Raw genomic sequence first — 17,929 nt, forward strand, 5'->3', positions numbered from 1 at the left:
ACGGGAGGACTCTCCATGGCTGACAACGCCACCCCCACCTTCGCGGAGCGTGCTGTGCAGGACGCGCCCACGGACTACGCCCAGCTGCGCGACTGGGTCGCCGAGATCGCCGAGCTGACGCAGCCGGACGAGGTCCACTGGGTGGACGGTTCCGAGGAGGAGTACGACCGCCTCGCCGCCGAGCTCGTCGAGGCCGGCACCCTGACGAAGCTGAACGACGACCTCTTCCCGCACTCGTTCGCCGCGTTCTCCGACCCGGCCGACGTCGCCCGCGTGGAGGACCGCACGTTCATCTGCTCCGAGAAGGAGGAGGACGCGGGCTTCACCAACAACTGGAAGGCCCCCGCCGAGATGCACGGCATCCTCGACGACGCCTTCCGCGGCTCCATGCGCGGCCGCACCATGTACGTGATCCCGTTCGTCATGGGCCACCTCGACGCCGAGGACCCCAAGTACGGCGTGGAGATCACCGACTCCGCCTACGTCGTGATGTCCATGCGCATCATGGCCCGCATCGGCACCGACGTGCTGGAGAAGATGTCCCGCGAGCAGGCCTTCTACGTGCCCGCCGTGCACTCCGTGGGCGCCCCCCTCGCCCCCGGCGAGCAGGACGTGCCGTGGCCGTGCAACGCCACCAAGTGGATCGTGCACTTCCCCGAGGAGCGCTCCATCTGGTCGTACGGCTCGGGCTACGGCGGCAACGCCCTGCTGGGCAAGAAGTGCTACGCGCTGCGCATCGCCTCCGTGATGGCGCGGGACGAGGGCTGGCTGGCCGAGCACATGCTGATCCTCAAGCTCACCAACCCCGAGGGCCGTGCCTTCCACATCACGGGCGCCTTCCCCTCCGCGTGCGGCAAGACCAACCTCGCGCTGATCGACCCCACGATCGAGGGCTGGAAGGCCGAGACCCTGGGCGACGACATCACGTGGATCCGCGCCGGCCACGACGGCGAGCTGCGCGTGATCAACCCCGAGACCGGCTACTTCGGCGTGGCCCCCGGCACGGGCTGGTCCACCAACCCGAACGCCATGCGCGCGATCGCCCGCGGCAACTCCATCTTCACCAACGTCGCCCTCACGGACGACGGCGGCGTGTGGTGGGAGGGCATGACGGACGAGGTGCCCGCGCACTTGACCGACTGGCGCGGGAACGACTGGACGCCCGAGTCCGACACCCCGGCAGCCCACCCCAACTCGCGCTTCTGCACCCCGATCGAGCAGACCGACATGCTCGCGGACGAGTACCGGGACCCGGCCGGCGTGAAGCTGGACGCGATCCTCTTCGGCGGCCGCCGCAAGACCACCGTCCCCCTCGTGACGGAGGCCTTCGATTGGGAGGACGGCATCCTCAAGGGCGCCACCCTCTCCTCGGAGACCACCGCGGCCGCCGCCGGCGCTGTGGGCGTGGTGCGCCGCGACCCGATGGCCATGCTGCCGTTCCTCGGCTACGACGCCGGCGACTACCTGGCCCACTGGATCGAGGAGTCCGGCAAGGCCGACGCGGAGAAGCTGCCGCGCATCTACCTCGTGAACTGGTTCCGCCGCAACCGCGACGGCGGCTTCGCGTGGCCCGGCTTCGGTGAGAACTCCCGCGTGCTCAAGTGGGTCGCGGAGCGTCTCGAGGGCAAGGCCGACGCCGTGGAGACCCCGATCGGCTTCACCCCCACCCCCGAGTCCCTCGACCTGACCGGCCTGGACGTGTCCGACGCGGACCTCGATGACGCCCTCAAGGTGGACCGTGAGGAGTGGGCCAAGGAGTCCGAGCTCATCGAGGAGTGGCTGGAGCGCTTCGGCGACTCGCTGCCCGCCTCCATCCGCGAGCGCTACGAGGCCCAGAAGGCACGCTTCGCGCTCTGAGCCCCGCCACCGACGACGTCGGCCCCCCACCTCCGCGAAGAAGGAGGTGGGGGGCCGACGTCGTCCTGCGGGCGGCTCCGCTCAGACGGCGAGCCAGAGGTCCGGGCCGAAGATCTCGTAGCGGATCCCGGTCGCCGGCACGCCGGCGTCGATCAGCGCGGAGCGGGTGGCCTGCATGAAGGCCAGCGGGCCGCAGAGGATGACCTCGGCGCCGGCGGGGAGCTCGATCTCGGAGGGGTCCATGCGGCCCTCGTGGACGGTGATGCCCTCGGGCGCCTGCTCCGGGGCCACGCCGAGCCACAGGTGGGCCTGGGCGTTCGGCAGCGCGGAGAGCGACTCCGTGAGCTGCCCGAGCAGGGCCACGGACTCCAGGGAGGCATCGGCGTGCAGGACGACGACCTCGCGGTCGGACCCCTGTTCGGCCAGCGAGCTCAGGATGGAGGCGGCCGGCGTGATGCCGATGCCCGCGGTGGCGAGCATGAGGGGCGCCGAGTCGTCCTTCGGGGTGATCTCGCCGTAGGGGTTGGACAGCTCGACGACGTCCCCGACCTCCACCGCGTTGATGAGCGTGGGGGAGACCTCGCCGGCCTCGTCCAGCTTCACGGTGATCACGCGCTCGGTGGTGGAGGCGGCGTGGTCCGAGAGCGAGTACTGCCGGGCCTGGCGCAGGCCGTCGGCCACCTTGACGCGCACCGAGACGAAGCCGCCGGCCTCGCCGGGGGTCTGCGGGGTGTCGTCGGCCGGCTCGAAGCGGAAGGTCACGGCGGCGTTGCCGGTGGGCTCCTTGGAGACGACCTTCCAGTCGAGCCACATCTTGTCGTTGGCCTGCTTGGCGTAGAGGCCCTTCTCGAGCTTGATCAGGGCGTCGGCCATGAGCCAGTACACCTCGGTCCAGGCCTCGGCGACCTCGGGGGTCACGGCGTCGCCGAGGACGTCGGCGATGGCCCAGAAGAGGTTCTCGTAGACGATCTGGTACTGGTCCTCGGTGATGCCGAGGGCGGTGTGCTTGTGCGCGATCCGCGCGAGCACGGCCTCGGGCAGGGAGTCGGGGTGCTCGAGCTGGTGCACCGCGAAGCGCACGATCGAGCCGGCCAGGGCCTGGGCCTGCTCGCCGCTGCGCTGGTTGGCGCGGGAGAACAGCCCGTCCAGCAGCTCCGGATGGGCCTCGAACATGTGGGCGTAGAACTTCGGCGTGATCTCCGGCATGTGCTCGGCGACGACGGCGGCGGTGGCCTCGATGACGGGGCGGGACTTCTCGGACAGCATGGGGGTCTCCTCGGGAGCCTTATATGTGCATTGTCGATGCAAGATTACACCGTGGCCGCGTGGGATCCCATCGCGGGCAGGCCCAGGGAGACCGGCCCCGCGGCGCCCGCTCCGCCCGGACGCACGAGGTCACGGACCGTCAGGAGGTCGAGCTCGGCCATGAAGGCCTCCCGGGCGCGAGCGAGGGCCTCCCGCAGTCGGCAGTCCGCCGCGAACGGGCACGGGACGCCCGTCTCGTGGCCGGCGCAGTCGAGGACCTCGGCGCGGGGGCTCAGGTCGCGCACGAGCTCTCCGACGCGCTGGTCCAGCCCCGCCTCCGTGATCCGGGCGCCGCCCAGCCGGCCGCGGGCCACCTGGATGGTCCCGCGGCGGCGCAGCTCGGCCACGGCCTTGATGACGTGGTTGTACGGCACGTGGATCTCGTCCGCGATCCGTTGGCTGGTCAGCTGGCGCCCCTCGGCGCGGGCGAGCACCATGAGGACGCGCAGGCTCACGTCGGTGAACGCGTTCAACTTCATGGCGCCGATTCTCCCATCGGGGGGCACGCTCCTGCACAGGCGCCCCACGGGAGGCCTGCGTCCCCGGCGTCCCGGCGCCCGCCTCATCCTGTCCGCCTCCGTTGGCATACTGGCGCCATGACCTCCCCCAGGCACGACGCCGGCCCGCCCCTCCCTCCCGTCGCCGCCCCGGGCGGCCCGCGGCGTGAGCCCGCGGCGGACCCGGAGCTGCACTCCCAGGCCCTGGAGGTCCTGCGCCGCCTGGTGGACCGGCCGGACGCCGAGTTCAAGGAGGGCCAGTACGAGTCCGTCGAGGCGCTCGTGGCGCACCGCCGGCGGGCGCTGGTGGTGCAGCGCACCGGCTGGGGCAAGTCCGCCGTGTACTTCGTGGCGTCCCTGCTGCTGCGGGCGCGGGGCGCCGGCCCCACGCTCATCGTCTCCCCGTTGCTGGCCCTCATGCGGGACCAGGTCTCGGCGGCGGCGCGCGCGGGCGTGCGGGCCGTGTCCGTGAGCTCCGCGAACTCCACCGAGTGGGACGAGGTCCGGGCCAAGCTCGCGGCGGACGAGGTGGACGTGCTGCTGATCTCCCCGGAGCGGCTGACCAATCCCCGCTTCCGCGAGGAGCAGCTGCCGGACCTCGTGGCCCGCATGGGCCTGCTCGTGGTGGACGAGGCCCACTGCATCTCCGACTGGGGGCACGACTTCCGGCCGGACTACCGGCGCATCCGCGACCTGATCGGACAGCTGCCCTCCCAGGGACCCCGGGCGGTGCCCGTGCTGGCCACCACCGCCACGGCCAACGCGCGCGTCGTGCAGGACGTGGTGGAGCAGCTCGGCGTGGACTCGGCGCAGGACGTCTTCGTGCTGCGCGGTCCGCTGGCGCGCGCCTCGCTGCGCCTCGGCGTGCTGCGGCTGCCGAACCCCGCGGCCCGCCTCGCGTGGCTGCTTGCCCACCTGGGAGAGCTGCCGGGTTCAGGCATCGTCTACGCGCTCACGGTCTCCGCGGCGGAGGACACGGCGCGGGTGCTGCGCGAGGCCGGCCACGAGGTGGTGGCCTACACGGGCCGCACGGACCCGGAGCAGCGCGCCCGCATCGAGGAGGACCTCAAGGCCAACCGCGTGAAGGCGGTGGTGGCCACGTCCGCGCTCGGCATGGGGTTCGACAAGCCGGACCTCACGTTCGTCGTGCACCTCGGGGCGCCGAGCTCCCCGGTGGCGTACTACCAGCAGGTCGGCCGCGCGGGCCGTGGAACGGACCACGCGGACGTGCTCCTGCTGCCCGGCGCGGAGGACCGCCAGATCTGGCAGTACTTCGCCACGGCCTCCATGCCGGACGAGGCCCAGGCCCACACGGTGCTCGCGGCGCTCTCCGCGGACGGCGGGGCGATGTCCGTGGCGGCGCTGGAGCCCGCCGTGAGCATCAAGCGCACCGCCCTCGAGCTGCTGCTCAAGGTGCTCGCCGTGGACGGTGCGGTGGAGCGCGTGGGCGGCGGCTGGCGGTCCACGGGCCGCCCCTGGACCTACGACGGCGAGCGCTACGCCCGCGTGGCCGAGGCCCGCCGTGCGGAGGAGCGCCTCATGCTGGACTACCAGACGACGCAGACGTGCCGCATGGAGTTCCTGGCGCGGACCCTGGACGATCCCACGGCCGCGCCGTGCGGGCGGTGCGACGTCTGCGCCGGCCCGTGGTACCCCACGGGCTCGGACGGTGCCGCTCGGGAGCGCGCCGAGCACGCCCTGCACCGGGCCGGCGTCCCCCTCGAGCCGCGCCGCATGTGGCCCTCCGGGATGGACCGGCTGGGCGTGCCGGTGACGGGCCGCATGGCCGCCGGCGCGCAGGCGGAGGAGGGGCGCGCCCTCGCGCGTCTGACGGACCTGGGCTGGGGCGGAGTCCTGCGCGAGCTGCTCGCCGCGCCGGATGCCCCGGTGCCGGAGAACGTGCTGCAGGGCGCCGTGGGGGTCCTCGCCGGGTGGGGCTGGCAGGACCGCCCCATCGCGGTGGTGGCCATGCCCTCGAGGGGGCGGCCACAGCTCGTGGGCTCCTTCGCCGAGGGGGTCGCACGGATCGGCCGCCTGCCGTTCCTCGGCACCCTCGACCTCGTGGGCGGCGGCCCGACGGCCGGCCCGGGCGGCAACAGCGCCTACCGGCTGGCCTCGGTCCACGGCCGCTTCGCCGTCCCGCAGGCCATGGCCCACATGCTCCGCACGGCGCCTGAGGCGGGGCACGTCGGCCCCGTCCTGCTCGTGGACGACCTCGTGGACTCCCGGTGGTCGCTGGCCGAGGCCACGCGGGTGCTGCGCGAGGCCGGTGCCCAGGGGGTGCTGCCCTTCGTCCTCGCCCAGTCCGGCTGATTCGACAGAGCTGAGGCGGCGGAGGCTGATTCGCCGGGACCCGACGTGACGAGGGCTGACACGCCGAGGGGGCCGGACCGGATGGTCCGGCCCCCTCGGGCCCGTGGAGGGCGGTCCGCCCGCCGTCCGTCAGCGCTCGGTGCGGACGATCTCCAGCACCGCGTCGCGGATGGCCTCCATGGTCTCCGGGGTCCGGGCCTCGCCGTTGTAGCGCAGGAACGGCTCCGTGTTGGAGGGGCGCAGGTTGAACCACCATGAGCCGTCGGCCGCGGAGACGGTGGTGCCGTCCATGCGGAGCACGCGCGTGGCCACGCCCGCGAAGTCCCCGTGGGTGGCCTGGCCGGCGTCGCCGCCGTCCTCGGCGCCCGCGGCGAACTGCGCGAGCACGGCGGCCACGGCGGCGTCCTTGTCCTCCACCTTCGAGTTGACCTCGCCCGAGGCGAAGTACGGCTCGTACTCCTCGGCCAGCTCGCTCAGGGGCTGCTCCTGCTCGCCCAGGGCGGCCAGGACGTGCATCGCGGCCAGCATGCCGGTGTCCGCGTTGAAGAAGTCACGGAAGTAGTAGTGCGCGGAGTGCTCGCCGCCGAACACGGCGCCCTCGGACGCCATGACCGCCTTGATGAAGGAGTGGCCCACACGGGTCACCACGGCGCGGCCGCCGTCGGCCTCCACCAGCTCGGGCACCGCTCGGGAGGTGATGAGGTTGTGGATGATCACGGGGGTCTCCTCCCCGTCCGCCTTCGCGCGGGCGATCTCGCGGCGCGCCACGAGGGCGGTGACCGCGGACGGGGACACGGGGTCGCCGTTCTCGTCGATCACGAAGCAGCGGTCGGCGTCTCCGTCGAAGGCCAGGCCGAGGTCCGCGCCGCGGTCCGTCACGGCCGCCTGCAGGTCGCGCAGGTTCTCCGACTCCAGCGGGTTGGCCGGGTGGTTCGGGAAGGTGCCGTCGAGCTCGAAGTAGAGCGGCTCGATGGTGAGCGGCAGGCCCGGCAGCAGCGTGTCCCCCAGGACCGCCGGAGTCGTGCGTCCCGCCATGCCGTTGCCCGCGTCCACCACGACCTTCAGCGGGCGGATGCCCCGCAGGTCCACGAGGGAGCGCAGGTACTCGGCGTAGGCGCCGAGGATCTCCTGCTCGGACACGGAGCCCGGGGCCTCCACCGCGGGGATCTCGCCGCCGTCCAGGTAGCGCTGGGCCACGTCGCGGATCTCGTAGAGGCCGGTGTCTGAGGAGACGGGCACCGCGCCGGCCTTGGCCATCTTCATGCCGTTGTACTCGGCCGGGTTGTGCGAGGCCGTGAACACCACGCCGGCGGCCTGCTTCACGCCGGCCGCGTAGTACAGCATGTCCGTGGAGATGAGGCCCAGCAGCAGCACGTTCGCGCCGCGAGCCGTGGCGCCGGCCGCGAAGGCGTCCATGAACTCGGGAGAGGAGGGGCGCATGTCCCCGCCCACCAGCACGGTCTGCCCGGCCAGCTCGAGGACGTCCACGAAGGCTGCGCCCACGGCTCGGACGGACTCCGCCGTGATGGTCTCGCCCACGATGCCGCGCACGTCATAGGCCTTGAAGGAGTCACGCAGGTCGATGGGTCCAGAGGAAGTAGTCACCCGACCGATGGTAGTGGACCCCTGGATACAGTGGGCTGGTGGCCTCCGCAAACCGATTCCCGCGCTCCGGCGGCGTGCCGGGCGGCCCGCCGCCGGAAGCCCCGGAGCCGCTCTCGCCTGGCACGCCCGCCTACCGTCGGCTGCTGCTCGGCCTCTTCCTGGCCGGCGTGGCCACGTTCGCCCAGCTCTACTCGCCGCAGGGCCTGCTCCCCCTCGTCAGCGCCGACCTGGGCGTGCCGGCCCACGAGGCGGCGCTGCTCGTCTCCGCCGCCACCCTCGGCCTGGCCGTCTCCGTGGTGCCGTGGTCGCTCGCGGGCGACCGGTGGGGCCGTCGACCGGTCATGGTGGTCTCGCTCGCCGGCGCGAGCGCGCTCGCGGTGGCCAGCGGGCTGGCCCCCTCGCTCGAGGCCATGATGGTGCTGCGCCTGTTCGAGGGGATGGCGCACGGCGGCGTCGCGGGCCTCGCCGTGGCGCTGCTCGCGGAAGAGGTGGCTCCGCGCGCGGTCACCGCGGCGGCGGGCACCTACATCGCCGGGACCACGCTGGGCGGCCTGTCCGGCCGGCTCATCGCGCTGCCCGTCGCCGAGGCGGCCTCGTGGCGCGCGGGCATGCTCGCGGTGAGCGCGGTCGGCGTGCTGTGCACCCTGGGGTTCCTCTGGGTCACCCCGCGGGCCCGCCGCTTCGTCCCCTCCCGCACCTCCGTGCGGCAGGTCACCCGCACGGTCCGTGCGCACCTGCACGCGCCCGCGCTCGTGGCGGTGTACGCGCAGGCGCTGCTGCTCATGGGCGGCTTCGTGGCCCTGTACAACTACGTGGGCTACACGCTCCTGGCCCCGCCGTTCTCCTGGGACCCCTCGGCCGTGGGACTCGTGTTCCTCGCCTACCTCGCCGGCACCTGGGCGTCGCCGTGGGCCGGCCGGCTGGCCGCACGGCATGGCCGGCTGCGGGTCCTGGTCGCGGCGACGACGGCGATGGCCGTGGGCGTGGCCCTCACCCTGGTGCCCCACCCGCTCGTGCTCGTGCCCGCACTGGTGCTGGCCACCGGGGCGTTCTTCGCGGCGCACTCGGTGGCCTCGGCATGGGCCGGCACCGCCGCGGTGACGGGCCGCGCGCAGTCCACCTCGCTGTACAACCTGGCCTACTACGCGGGGTCGAGCCTCTTCGGCTGGCTGGGCGGGGTGTTCCACGAGGCCCACGGCTGGCCCGGGACGGTGGTGATGGTGGTGGCGCTCGTGCTCACCGCCACCGTGGTCGCCGTCGTCGTCCTGCGCGGAGACGAGACGGCCCCGGCTCGATGAGCCGGGGCCGGGCGGGTGCGGCGGACGGTCACCTGCCGCGGCCGGCGGCGTCCGTGCCGTCGGCGGAGCGGGCCTGCTCCTGCCACTGCTTGAGCACGGCCGGGTCCTGCAGCTCGAGCCAGTCCACCATCTGCTGGTAGGTCACGCAGTACGTGTCCTCCTTCTGGCAGACCTCGCGCATGACCTGGTCCACCGCGGGGTTGAACGTGTTGTCGTTCCACGTGTTGAAGTGGTTGCCGAACACGAGCGGGGCGCGGTTGCCGTTGAACGCCGACTCGTACACGTACAGGTAGGTCTCCCGCTGGAATCTGCCGAGGCGCTCCTTGTCTGCGGGGACCTCCTTGCCGCCGTTGCCGTCCATCCAGAAGTTGTAGTCCATGGCCAGGACCATGGGGTACTTCTTGCCCTCCTCGGCGAGCACGGGGGAGTAGACGGTGGGCATGTCGAACTCCCAGATGCCGTCCTTCTGGTAGGGCCAGGCCACCCCGGGCTTGCGCTCCCAGTGCGACGTGTCGTACTCCAGGCCGTGCTCCTTCCAGACCGGCACGAGCGCGTCCCACTCCCCGTCCAGGCAGGGCAGGCGGCCGCCCTTGACGTCCTCCGCCTCGACCTCGAGCTCGGGGAAGTCCTCCCCGTAGCCGTTCACGCGGCGCGGGTCGTCCAGGAACTCGTAGAACGTCCCGATCTCCTGCTCCCACTCGGCGGTGGACCACTTGTTCGCGCCGTACTCCGCCGAGGCACAGAGGTGGCCGCTGTAGTGGGTGCCGATCTCGTGGCCGCGGGCGTGGGCCTCGTTGATGTTCTCCACGCGCTGGGCCACCTCGGCCTCCGGTCCGCCGAACTCGGTCTGCACCACGCCGGGCTCGTTGCCCGGGGCGCTGTAGATCTCCTTGTTCGCACTGCCCACCAGGTTGATGCCGGACTGGAACACGGTGAACTTGGCGCCGGCCTCGTCCGCGGTCTCCATGAACGACTTCCAGCGGGCGTCCTGGTTGCCGCCGTCGAAGGAGAACAGGACGAACTGCGGAGGGCGCTCGTCCGCGCCGTATGCGCGCATCGGCACGTCCGGGTTGGACCGGGCCGCCAAGGGGCCCTCGGTCTCCGCCTCCGAGGACGACGCCGCACTCGAGTCCGCGCTCGGCCCCGTGCCGGTCGTCGCCGAGGCGGACGCATCGCCGCCCTGAGCAGCCGGACCGCCGGGTGAGGCGCCGTCGCTCTGGGGGGCGGAGCAGCCGCTCAGGAGCAGGGCCAGGGCCGCCGTCGCACCCCACACGCGGTGCCGCCGAGACCCGGAGCGCTCGGTGAGGGACGAAGGGGGAAGGGGCATGGTGATCTCCTGCGTGGTGGCCGGTGCTGCCGGTGGTGTCGTTGCTGTTCGGGGCGGGCGAGGTCGCGCGCGCGGTGCCGCGGCCGTCCAGCGGCCGCCTGTCCACCCTAGGCACACCCGAGGGCCCCGGCGGGCGATTCCCCGGGAACTGTGACGGAGGTGTGACCCCTCGCCGCGGCGGGCTCTTCGGCCGCCGGGGCCCCGGAGCGCCGACCTAGACTGACGGGCATGGAATACCTCGTTCCCGCCCTGGCCGTGCTGGCGATCGGCGTGCTCACGCTGGCGGTCGGCAACCGGATGGCGCGCAGCGCCCACAGCGGGAGGACGGCCGCGCCGGCGTCCACCCAGCGGGCGGAGGCGAGTGAGGCCCGGGCCAGGGAAGCCGTGTCCCTGCTCGACGAGGGGGGCCACCGCGCCGTCTACGGGCACATCGCCCAGAGCCGCGTCATGGAGGCCATCCGCGCCTACCGGGGCATCACCGGCCGGAGCCTGAAGGACGCCGTCCTGGACGTGCAGTCCCTGGCCGCCTACCCGCAGGTCTACCCGACGCGCCCGCCCGCAGGGCTCGAGGACATCGACGGCCCGGACGCCTCGACGCCGTCCGCAGGTGGGGACGAGCCCGTGGTGCCCGAGTCTGCCCCCCAGGAGAGGGGCGGGACGCAGAGGGGTGGGGCACCCCGCCGGGTCGGGGAGACCCAGGGCCCGGACAAGGCCGGCGGCGGCGCTGGGTCCCACGCCGCGGCCCCGGGCGCGGCGTCCGGGGCGCCGCGCGAGGCGGACGGCTCCGCCGACGCCGTCCCGGCACCCGCGGAGGCGTCGGCCGGCGCGGAACCCCTCACGATCCCGACCGAGTGGATGGGCGATCCCGCGCCGGAGGAACAGCCGTTCGAGGTGGAGGTGCTGCGCGGCGAGGGATCCGTGCGCGTCTCCTCCCGTGACCTCCCGCCGTGGCTGCGCGATCAGCTGGCCGCCATGGTGCGGGATGGGAACCTGGAGTCCGCGGCCGTGCAGCTGTCCACCCATTCGGAGCTCACAGTCCCGGAGGCGTTCGAGCTCCTGCGCCGCATGCGGGAGCGCCGCGAGGGCCACGGGGCCTGAGGGTCCTTCGACGCGAAAAGGGCCGGGAACACGCGGTTCCCGGCCCTTCCTCGCGGAGACGGGGGGAATCTCCGTCAATCCCTCGTTGACATGGGCGTTTATGAGTAGCCCGGACCGCTAGTCCCCTAGTGGTCCGGTCCACCCGTAAACGAGTGCCCCGGCACGGTTGCAGCCGTCCGGGGCGCGGACCACACGAAAGAGCGTGTCGCCATGTCCCAGCCTACCCGCCCCCTCTCTCACCACCTCCAGCCCGTTGCCCGTGGTGCCGTCTCTCTGACGCTCACGGCGGCGGGCTTTGCCGTGCTGTTCCTGCCCTCCATCTGGACCGGCCCGATGTGACCGAACGGCCCCCGCACGCGGGGCCGCGTCCTGTCCGCCGTCGTGACGGTGGGCGGCACGAGGTCACAGCGTGACTATCCAGGCGGGACAGCCGGCCTACCTGATCCAAAGGCTCCGGCGCAGTCGAAACTATCCACCCCGAACGGCCCTGAACTGCCAGGGCTGGGAACGTCCAGTGCACGGACGGACCAGGGCACACCACGAGACACCCTGCCGATGGTGGGGGGTCTACTCGGCGTGCGCATGTCGCGGATGTGGACGGGGGCGGCGGGTTAGTGACGGCGTGAGGGACCAAGCAAAGGCGGCCCCTGGGCCCTCCGCTCTTGCCTGAGAGGTGAGGGCACCTGCCCCGCCTGCAACGGCCACCCCCCACCACTAGAACAGCACCAGCAGCACCAACCGGCCACCACGGCCACCGAACAAGGAGAACACCATGACCACCTGGAACGAGGGCCGCGGTATCACTGTCGCCCTGGCCGGGCTCGGGGAGGGCGGGCGCGAGGGCGTTGACGTCACCCCGGCCCAGGCGCGCCAGCTCGCTGAGGGCATCTTCACGGTCACGCGCGAGCTGGACATGCTGGCCACGCCGGAGGTTGAGCGGGTGGCCCGTGAGCTTGCTTCCCGCCGCCGTCTGCTCGTGACCGATCTCCTTCAGGCGGCGGATGAGAACGGGATCAGCGCGGCGGCGCTGACTGAGGTTGTGGCTACGTACCGTGAGGGGCGGCAGTCGTGACGCCTGAGACGCGCGCGGTTGTGGAGGACGTGGAGTTCCTGCTCTCGGCTGGAAACGGCGTCCACGAGGCCATCCAGCGGGTCGGCGCTCCCAGCCTCGGGGCGCTGCACAAGCGGCTCCAGCGCGCCGGGCGGCATGACCTAGCGGAGCGTGTGCGGCGCTGGGATCGTGAGGCGGCGGACTACCGGAAAGCAGCCTGAACGGCACAACGGCCCGCCCTCGGCAACGGGGCGGGCCTTGCCGTGCCCAGGGGTACGCGCTCAGTGCGGACCCCTGGGGGCGTCCACAGTGTGTACGTCCTCGGAGGGGTTGAGGGCTGCTGAGGGCGTCAGCAGTGGTGACACCCTCGGGGTGTCGGTACTGCCGACGCCCCTCTAGGGTCTGCACACTCTGCACACCCCTGGCGGTGACGTGAGCAGTAGTCACCCCGGCGGGGGCGGAGTGTGTCCGCACCCCCTGAACGACGAAACGGCCCCGACTCTCCCGCATGGGAGGGCCGGGGCCGCGGTGTTTTAGGTGTCAGACAGCCACCAGATCTGCGTGCTGGGCGGTCGTCTCGCGGTCCATCTCGGGACCATTCGAGATGCGGGTGAGGGCACGATTCAGGCAGGACTGAGCCAATGCGGCGCCCTCCTCCAAGCCTGCGTGCTCTACGGTGAGGTCGACTTCCACCATGCAGCGGGCGAAGTCAACGGACACCGAGGAATCACGAAGGCCCGCGTGCCCGGGTGTGCCCTCCATGTCGACTAGGGCGTCCGCCAGCGCGTCAGTCTGCTGGTCGAGCCAGTCGCGGTCCTGCGGGCCGTGAAAGGCAAACGTAGTGTGGAAGCTGATGATCTTCACGAGTTCCTCCCGGAGTAGCAGGGTTGACGCTCTAACCACTTGCGCTTGTCGAGCTCGTAGTTTGGGTTGCTGGGTGACAGATGGACGGTCGTCTGGTGATCTCCGCACGGGCAGTACACCTTGTAGTACTTCTTGCCCTTAGTGACTCGCCATCCGCACGAGTCGAACAGTTCGAGCAGTTGCTCCAGTTCCTTCTTGGAGTGCTTAGGCCACGTGCCCACCAATCGCCCTCCGTCGTTGTCGTTGTCGTTGTCGTTGTACAACCCTGCAACTTCTACGGTAGCGGAGCGTGTCAAGTCGGCCATCAGGTTGGGGCCTGGCCGTGGCGTCTGGTGCATGGCCCCAGCTACCGTGAGCCACAGCGCCGCCCACCAACCCCCCTCCGTGTGGGCCGCGCTAGGCGCCCCCAGCGATCCCGTTTCATGCTGGGGGCGCCGTCGCACCTACTGCCGACCGTTGCTCGTGGTCCGCAGCCCGGCATACGACGCGCGAGCCCGGACCTTCTGCGACTCATGGGCGCGGTCCATCCCGTCCTGCACTCGCTGTTCCATCTGAACGCCGGTGAGCGCCTGCACACGCAGGGCCAGCCGGTCGCGCGGAGTGAACGGGAACCGGCCCATGATGGACATGAACCCGTCAATCCGCGTGAGCTTGTTCTCCGTCCACATCTCCTCATACGCCGCAGCCGCCAGCATGAGAATGTCCCACTCCGTTGCAGTCAGCTCGGGCGCGATGGAGGACTCCCCCAGACGCTCCCAGAACCGCAGCGTGGCCGCGCTCCAGGGCCGATCACGCGGCGGGAGGTCCGGCTGAGCGGACGGGACGATCTCCAGCTCGCGGAACTCCGGTCCGGGTCGCTGACGGGATCGGCGGTTCTGCGGTTTCGGGTAGTTAGGCATTGGTGGTCTCCAATCGGTCGATCCATTCAGTGAGGTAGGCGGCCCGGCGCTCCAGGCCGTCCGAATGGGCCCTGGCGAGCTTGACGCGCAGGTGACGTAGGCGGTTGTGCGCGCGGTATCGGCAGGGGTCGGAACACCACCGTGGAGGGCGTCCGATGCCGGCCGGGATGATGCGGTTCCCGCACATCAGACAGGTCAAAGTCGGCATATTTACGTGTCCTAGCGAAATGGGCTGAACCCGGCACACAGCCAGCCACAGACAGAGGCGGGAAAGAAGGGGCCCCGGGGCAGGGGGGTGGACGGGGGCATGCATAGTTATGCAGCAGCGGCCAGCGCCCCTGCGTGCCACCTCTGGCGCGCGTTCTCCGTGCCGCCGTGGTCTTAGTCGTCTGTCTCGTCTGCGTGCCTCACAAGGCCACACAGGGCCGCGCAGTCTCTCGACCACGCGGCCCCATGCAACGGGTGGGATCAGTCGTTGACCAGGCCGGGATGCTGGGCCAGGCGGGCGGCTCGGGCGTTGGCCTGGGCGGCGTCGGCCACCTGGGCGACGTCCTCGGCGGGCGTGGCGTCCCAGTCAGGGCGCACGTAGGTGAGGTTCACCAGCGCCGTGAGGTCCACGTCATCGGGAAGCGGCGTCTTGTTGATGTCGCCCTGGACCACCAGACCGCGCCGGTCCTTCCAGTTCCGCACGTCCAGGGCCTCGGAGTACGCCCGGTGCAGCAGGTGCAGCTGGTCGAAGTCCGGGACGAAGAACTCCAGTCGCCCGGCCCACTTCTTCAGCCATGCGGCCCGGGCGGGGATGGTCTTGCACTCGGCCGGGAAGCCGTCCGCGGTGATGGAACCGAACAGCGGGTCGGGCGCGTTGTCGAAGAACTCTTCGGCGCCCGGGGCGAACCGGCGCACATGGTTGCGGGTGGCGTCCTTGTTCAGCAGCGTGATGCCGTTGCGGCGGTTGCTCAGCCATGTCGCGTCCAGGTGGATTGCGTCACGGAACTGCCCCGTGGTGCTCACGCCCATGTCCGTTCCGCCGCCCACTTCGCGGGCGGCGATGTTCCGCACGGCGACGGCCTGAGCACGACGCAGCGCAGAGTAGGCGTCCACGACGGCGCGGGCCTTGCCGAACCGTTCCACCATCTCCGGGCCAGAGTTCAGCACGGCCTCGGCAGAGGCGGGCATGCCGGCCAGGTCGAGGGCCTGGGCGGCGGCCAGGATGGAGGGCAGCGTCTGGGCCAGGTAGTCCAGCGTGAGCCGTCCGGCGTCGGCGCGCAGTGCGATGCGCCGTTCAGGGTCCACAGGGCGGGTGCGGTCCGTGAGAGCACGGACCACGCGCAGACGCTTGTTGTCCCGCTCGGTCCATTCGACGTGCTCACGGATGACGGCTTCGAACGCGTCCCAGTCGCCGGACACGCGGGCGTCCTCATAGGCGGCCGTCACGTCCGGCTCGGGATCGGTGGCGCTCATGTGGGCCTTGCGCGCGAGCCGGTGCATGGCCTCGGCGGCCTCCTGGTCGCGGCGTTCCTCGGCGCCGTGCTCATGGACGGCGCCCGCGATGTCCTCGGCGGTGGGGAACTCGGGGGCGGTCTTGGTGGTGCGCTTGGTGCGCGTGGTGGTGGTCAACGTGTCCTCCTCGGACGTCGGGGTGATGGTGGTCGGGCGGTCGGGGCTCATGCGTGCTTGCGCTGCTGGTCGGCCCACAGGGCGCGGCCGCGTTCCACAGAGCCGGGCGCACGTTCGGGCAGTCCGGTCGGGGTCGGCCCGTGCACGGCCTCCCATGCGCGCGTGGCCCGCTTCTGCTCAGCGGCACGGTCCAGCTGCTCGGCGTACTGGTCCTTCACACGGGCGGCACGCTCGGCTGGGGTCTCGGCCTGGGCGCGCTCATGCTCGGCTTCACGGGTGGCAGCCTGGCGGGCGTAGCCGTCTGCGATCCGCCGTTGGATTAGGGCATCCCGGGCAGCGTTGGCGCCGGGGCCAGGCATTGCGCCCGGCACTCCGGCGGTCATGGCCCGGGCGATGGACGATCCGGGGCGCGCCCTCACCAGGCGGGGCCCTGGGCGGCAGCGGGCATGCTGGCCACGAACGCGCGCACCTTCTCCCGGTCGAGCCGTCCATCCTCACCGGCGAACGATGCCGGGTTGAAGTACGGGGCCAGGGCTTCACCGTCGAAGCCGGCCTTCGCGGCGTCGGCGGTGAAGTAGGCGGCGAACATCTCGCGGCGCAGCTCGGCGGTCAGCTCGGGCGCGGGCTCGGGGGTCTCCGCGACGCGGGGGCGGAACCCGTGCTCACGGGCCATGCGCTCCAGGTCGGCGGGCGTGGGGATCTGCTTCTCAGTCATGGTGTTCAGTCCTCGGGGTTGGTGTCAGGGGCGGGGGTCTCTACGGCGTCGGCGGCGTCGTGCAGGGCGTCGGCGATCTGCCGGGCCTCAGCGGTATTCAGGTGGCCGACCAATCGGCCCTGGTAGAACAGGCCGACACCGGGTTCGGTGCGGGTGCCGATGCGCCATTGCCAGGGGCGCACGGCGTCTAAACGGAGCAGCCTCATTGGTCCCCCGGTTCGCTGGGATCGGACGCGGGGAGGGGCGGCTCGGCGGTGCCGTCCGCGGCGGTCAGGGTGGGCCGTGGGCGCGTGGTGACGGGCTCGGGGTTGTGCAGCTCGGGCCAGTCACGCGGAATCGGCGCCGGGCCGGTGAGCACGCGAGTACCCGTGTCCAGGGCGGTACCGGCCGGGTGCCGTCGCATGGCCGCGTGACGCTCGCGCCGGGAGTCCCGGCCACCACGGGCGAGGGCTACGAACCGGCGGACGTCGGCATCGGTGTACGTGGGGCGGGCTCTCATGGGCGCTCCCGGGATCGGTCGAGGGCGTAGCGGATGCTGTCGCACTCATTCCGCAGGTACGAGAGTTCAGCGGCTATGCGTTCCAGTGCGGTGACGGCGGCGTGTTTCGGTGTAGGCCGGGAGGAAGTGCTCACGGGTGGGGCTCCTTCTTCAGCTGGGCTAGTTCGGCCTCGGCCTTCTCGGCGCGGATGCGGAAACGCTCGGCGCGGTCCATGTGGAAGCGCACTTGCTGGCGCATGTTGTCGAGGTCGCTGGGCCGGTCGGTGGTGGCGGTCGGGGCGGTGTCACTCATGGGCGAATGTCCTTTCCGGGGATGACGACGGCCCCGGCATCGCGGGGATGCTCGGGGCCGTCTGGAGGTGCCTAAGTGGTTCCCGGTGGTTCCCAGTGGTTCCGGTACCACCGGGAGGTGGTTCCCGTGAGTGGTTCCGGTCCCGTCTCTTTAGGACGGGAACCGGAACCACTCGGGGAACCATCAGGCGGGGAGGTGATGGAGGGTCGAGCGATTCGGACCGGGAGAGGTGAGCAGCTGCCCCGCTTCCACGAGTTCGCGGACCGTGGCGGTCGTGTCCTGCTTCCGCCCGGGAACGGCTGAGCAGATGCTGTTGAGGCTCGGCGGGCTCGGGCAGTCACGGACCCATGCCAGGACGGCGGCACGTCGGTCGGCGTCCACCTGGGCGGCGTGCACCTCGGGGGCCACTTCCCGCGCCGGGGCTTCCAGCGTGAACGCGATCCGCCCCGGGTCCGTCGAGTCGATCAGGGCGACGGCGACGGCCTGAGTGCGGTCCGACTTCCGCCAGCTCCCGCCGTGAGGTCGCACCCGCCCGGGCCGATCCTTGCCGATCCGAACGGCGAGCTTGCCGGCCATTCCCACCCCCAGGGGGGCCAGCGGCTCCACGAGGAATGAGGCACCGTCCAGGGCGGAGAGTTTCGCCTGAGCACCGATAGCGAATCGCCCCCGGCCCTCCGTGGACTTGGTGACGT

General features: G+C 71.7%; 18 protein-coding genes. 5 read left to right on the plus strand and 13 right to left on the minus strand.

The genetic code is table 11. The annotated features are described in order from the left end of the window. Positions 1-15 precede the first annotated feature (15 nt). Positions 16-1,857, plus strand: a complete 1,842-nt coding sequence (locus tag KZX60_RS10165; protein ID WP_248118081.1) for a phosphoenolpyruvate carboxykinase (GTP) — start codon at positions 16-18, stop codon at positions 1,855-1,857. A gap of 81 nt (positions 1,858-1,938) precedes the next feature. On the opposite strand, the gene KZX60_RS10170 is transcribed toward KZX60_RS10165, so the two are convergent. Together KZX60_RS10170 and KZX60_RS10175 are read right to left on the minus strand one after the other, a co-directional pair. Next, complete coding sequence (locus tag KZX60_RS10170) at positions 1,939-3,123, minus strand: globin domain-containing protein (RefSeq protein ID WP_248118082.1); 1,185 nt, start codon at positions 3,121-3,123, stop codon at positions 1,939-1,941. A 44-nt stretch (positions 3,124-3,167) separates the two neighbouring features. After that, on the minus strand, positions 3,168-3,641 hold the full coding sequence (locus tag KZX60_RS10175; RefSeq protein WP_248118083.1) for an Rrf2 family transcriptional regulator: 474 nt from the start codon (positions 3,639-3,641) through the stop codon (positions 3,168-3,170). 117 nt (positions 3,642-3,758) lie between these two features. Here KZX60_RS10175 and KZX60_RS10180 point away from each other — a divergent pair, with 117 nt between their 5' ends. Further along, positions 3,759-5,972, plus strand: a complete 2,214-nt coding sequence (locus KZX60_RS10180; RefSeq protein ID WP_248118084.1) for a RecQ family ATP-dependent DNA helicase — start codon at positions 3,759-3,761, stop codon at positions 5,970-5,972. A 129-nt stretch (positions 5,973-6,101) separates the two neighbouring features. Here KZX60_RS10180 and KZX60_RS10185 read toward each other — a convergent pair whose 3' ends face one another. Next, positions 6,102-7,577 carry a phosphomannomutase/phosphoglucomutase gene (locus tag KZX60_RS10185; RefSeq protein ID WP_248118085.1) on the minus strand — a complete coding sequence of 492 codons (1,476 nt, stop codon included), beginning with the start codon at positions 7,575-7,577 and terminating at the stop codon, positions 6,102-6,104. Positions 7,578-7,744: 167 nt separating this feature from the next. Between KZX60_RS10185 and KZX60_RS10190 the strand changes: the two genes are divergently transcribed. Beyond that, the gene (locus KZX60_RS10190) at positions 7,745-8,875 is read left to right on the plus strand and encodes an MFS transporter (RefSeq protein ID WP_248118121.1); all 1,131 of its coding nucleotides are present in this window, start codon (positions 7,745-7,747) and stop codon (positions 8,873-8,875) included. Between the two features lie 28 nt (positions 8,876-8,903). Here the strand turns inward: KZX60_RS10190 and KZX60_RS10195 are convergent, their stop codons facing one another. Further along, the gene (locus KZX60_RS10195; protein ID WP_248118087.1) at positions 8,904-10,202 is read right to left on the minus strand and encodes a hypothetical protein; all 1,299 of its coding nucleotides are present in this window, start codon (positions 10,200-10,202) and stop codon (positions 8,904-8,906) included. Positions 10,203-10,430: 228 nt separating this feature from the next. Here KZX60_RS10195 and KZX60_RS10200 point away from each other — a divergent pair, with 228 nt between their 5' ends. Both KZX60_RS10200 and KZX60_RS10205 read left to right on the plus strand, forming a co-directional pair. Then, positions 10,431-11,300 carry a hypothetical protein gene (locus KZX60_RS10200; RefSeq protein WP_248118089.1) on the plus strand — a complete coding sequence of 290 codons (870 nt, stop codon included), beginning with the start codon at positions 10,431-10,433 and terminating at the stop codon, positions 11,298-11,300. A 772-nt stretch (positions 11,301-12,072) separates the two neighbouring features. After that, positions 12,073-12,372 carry a hypothetical protein gene (locus KZX60_RS10205; protein WP_248118091.1) on the plus strand — a complete coding sequence of 100 codons (300 nt, stop codon included), beginning with the start codon at positions 12,073-12,075 and terminating at the stop codon, positions 12,370-12,372. Between the two features lie 519 nt (positions 12,373-12,891). On the opposite strand, the gene KZX60_RS10210 is transcribed toward KZX60_RS10205, so the two are convergent. The 9 genes from KZX60_RS10210 to KZX60_RS10250 form a co-directional block, all read right to left on the minus strand. Beyond that, the gene (locus KZX60_RS10210) at positions 12,892-13,215 is read right to left on the minus strand and encodes a hypothetical protein (protein WP_248118093.1); all 324 of its coding nucleotides are present in this window, start codon (positions 13,213-13,215) and stop codon (positions 12,892-12,894) included. Between the two features lie 443 nt (positions 13,216-13,658). Further along, a complete protein-coding gene (locus KZX60_RS10215) occupies positions 13,659-14,114 on the minus strand; it encodes a hypothetical protein (protein ID WP_248118095.1) in 456 nt (151 codons plus the stop codon). A gap of 468 nt (positions 14,115-14,582) precedes the next feature. Then, positions 14,583-15,782 carry a hypothetical protein gene (locus tag KZX60_RS10220; protein WP_248118103.1) on the minus strand — a complete coding sequence of 400 codons (1,200 nt, stop codon included), beginning with the start codon at positions 15,780-15,782 and terminating at the stop codon, positions 14,583-14,585. Next, the gene (locus KZX60_RS10225; RefSeq protein ID WP_248118105.1) at positions 15,779-16,114 is read right to left on the minus strand and encodes a hypothetical protein; all 336 of its coding nucleotides are present in this window, start codon (positions 16,112-16,114) and stop codon (positions 15,779-15,781) included. The genes KZX60_RS10220 and KZX60_RS10225 overlap by 4 nt, the downstream gene beginning before the upstream one ends. 32 nt (positions 16,115-16,146) lie before the next feature. Further along, positions 16,147-16,446, minus strand: coding sequence for a hypothetical protein (locus KZX60_RS10230; RefSeq protein WP_248118107.1), 300 nt, complete (start codon positions 16,444-16,446; stop codon positions 16,147-16,149). Positions 16,447-16,451: 5 nt separating this feature from the next. Next, positions 16,452-16,652, minus strand: coding sequence for a hypothetical protein (locus KZX60_RS10235; protein ID WP_248118110.1), 201 nt, complete (start codon positions 16,650-16,652; stop codon positions 16,452-16,454). After that, positions 16,649-16,945 carry a hypothetical protein gene (locus KZX60_RS10240; RefSeq protein ID WP_248118112.1) on the minus strand — a complete coding sequence of 99 codons (297 nt, stop codon included), beginning with the start codon at positions 16,943-16,945 and terminating at the stop codon, positions 16,649-16,651. The genes KZX60_RS10235 and KZX60_RS10240 overlap by 4 nt, the downstream gene beginning before the upstream one ends. Positions 16,946-17,075: 130 nt before the next feature. Next, positions 17,076-17,237 carry a hypothetical protein gene (locus KZX60_RS10245; RefSeq protein ID WP_248118113.1) on the minus strand — a complete coding sequence of 54 codons (162 nt, stop codon included), beginning with the start codon at positions 17,235-17,237 and terminating at the stop codon, positions 17,076-17,078. A gap of 183 nt (positions 17,238-17,420) precedes the next feature. Then, the coding region (locus KZX60_RS10250; protein WP_248118115.1) for a hypothetical protein at positions 17,421-17,929 on the minus strand (509 nt) is incomplete at its 5' end.

Origin of the sequence: Micrococcus sp. EYE_212 (assembly GCF_023147585.1) — a bacterium.
Lineage (GTDB): Bacteria > Actinomycetota > Actinomycetes > Actinomycetales > Micrococcaceae > Micrococcus.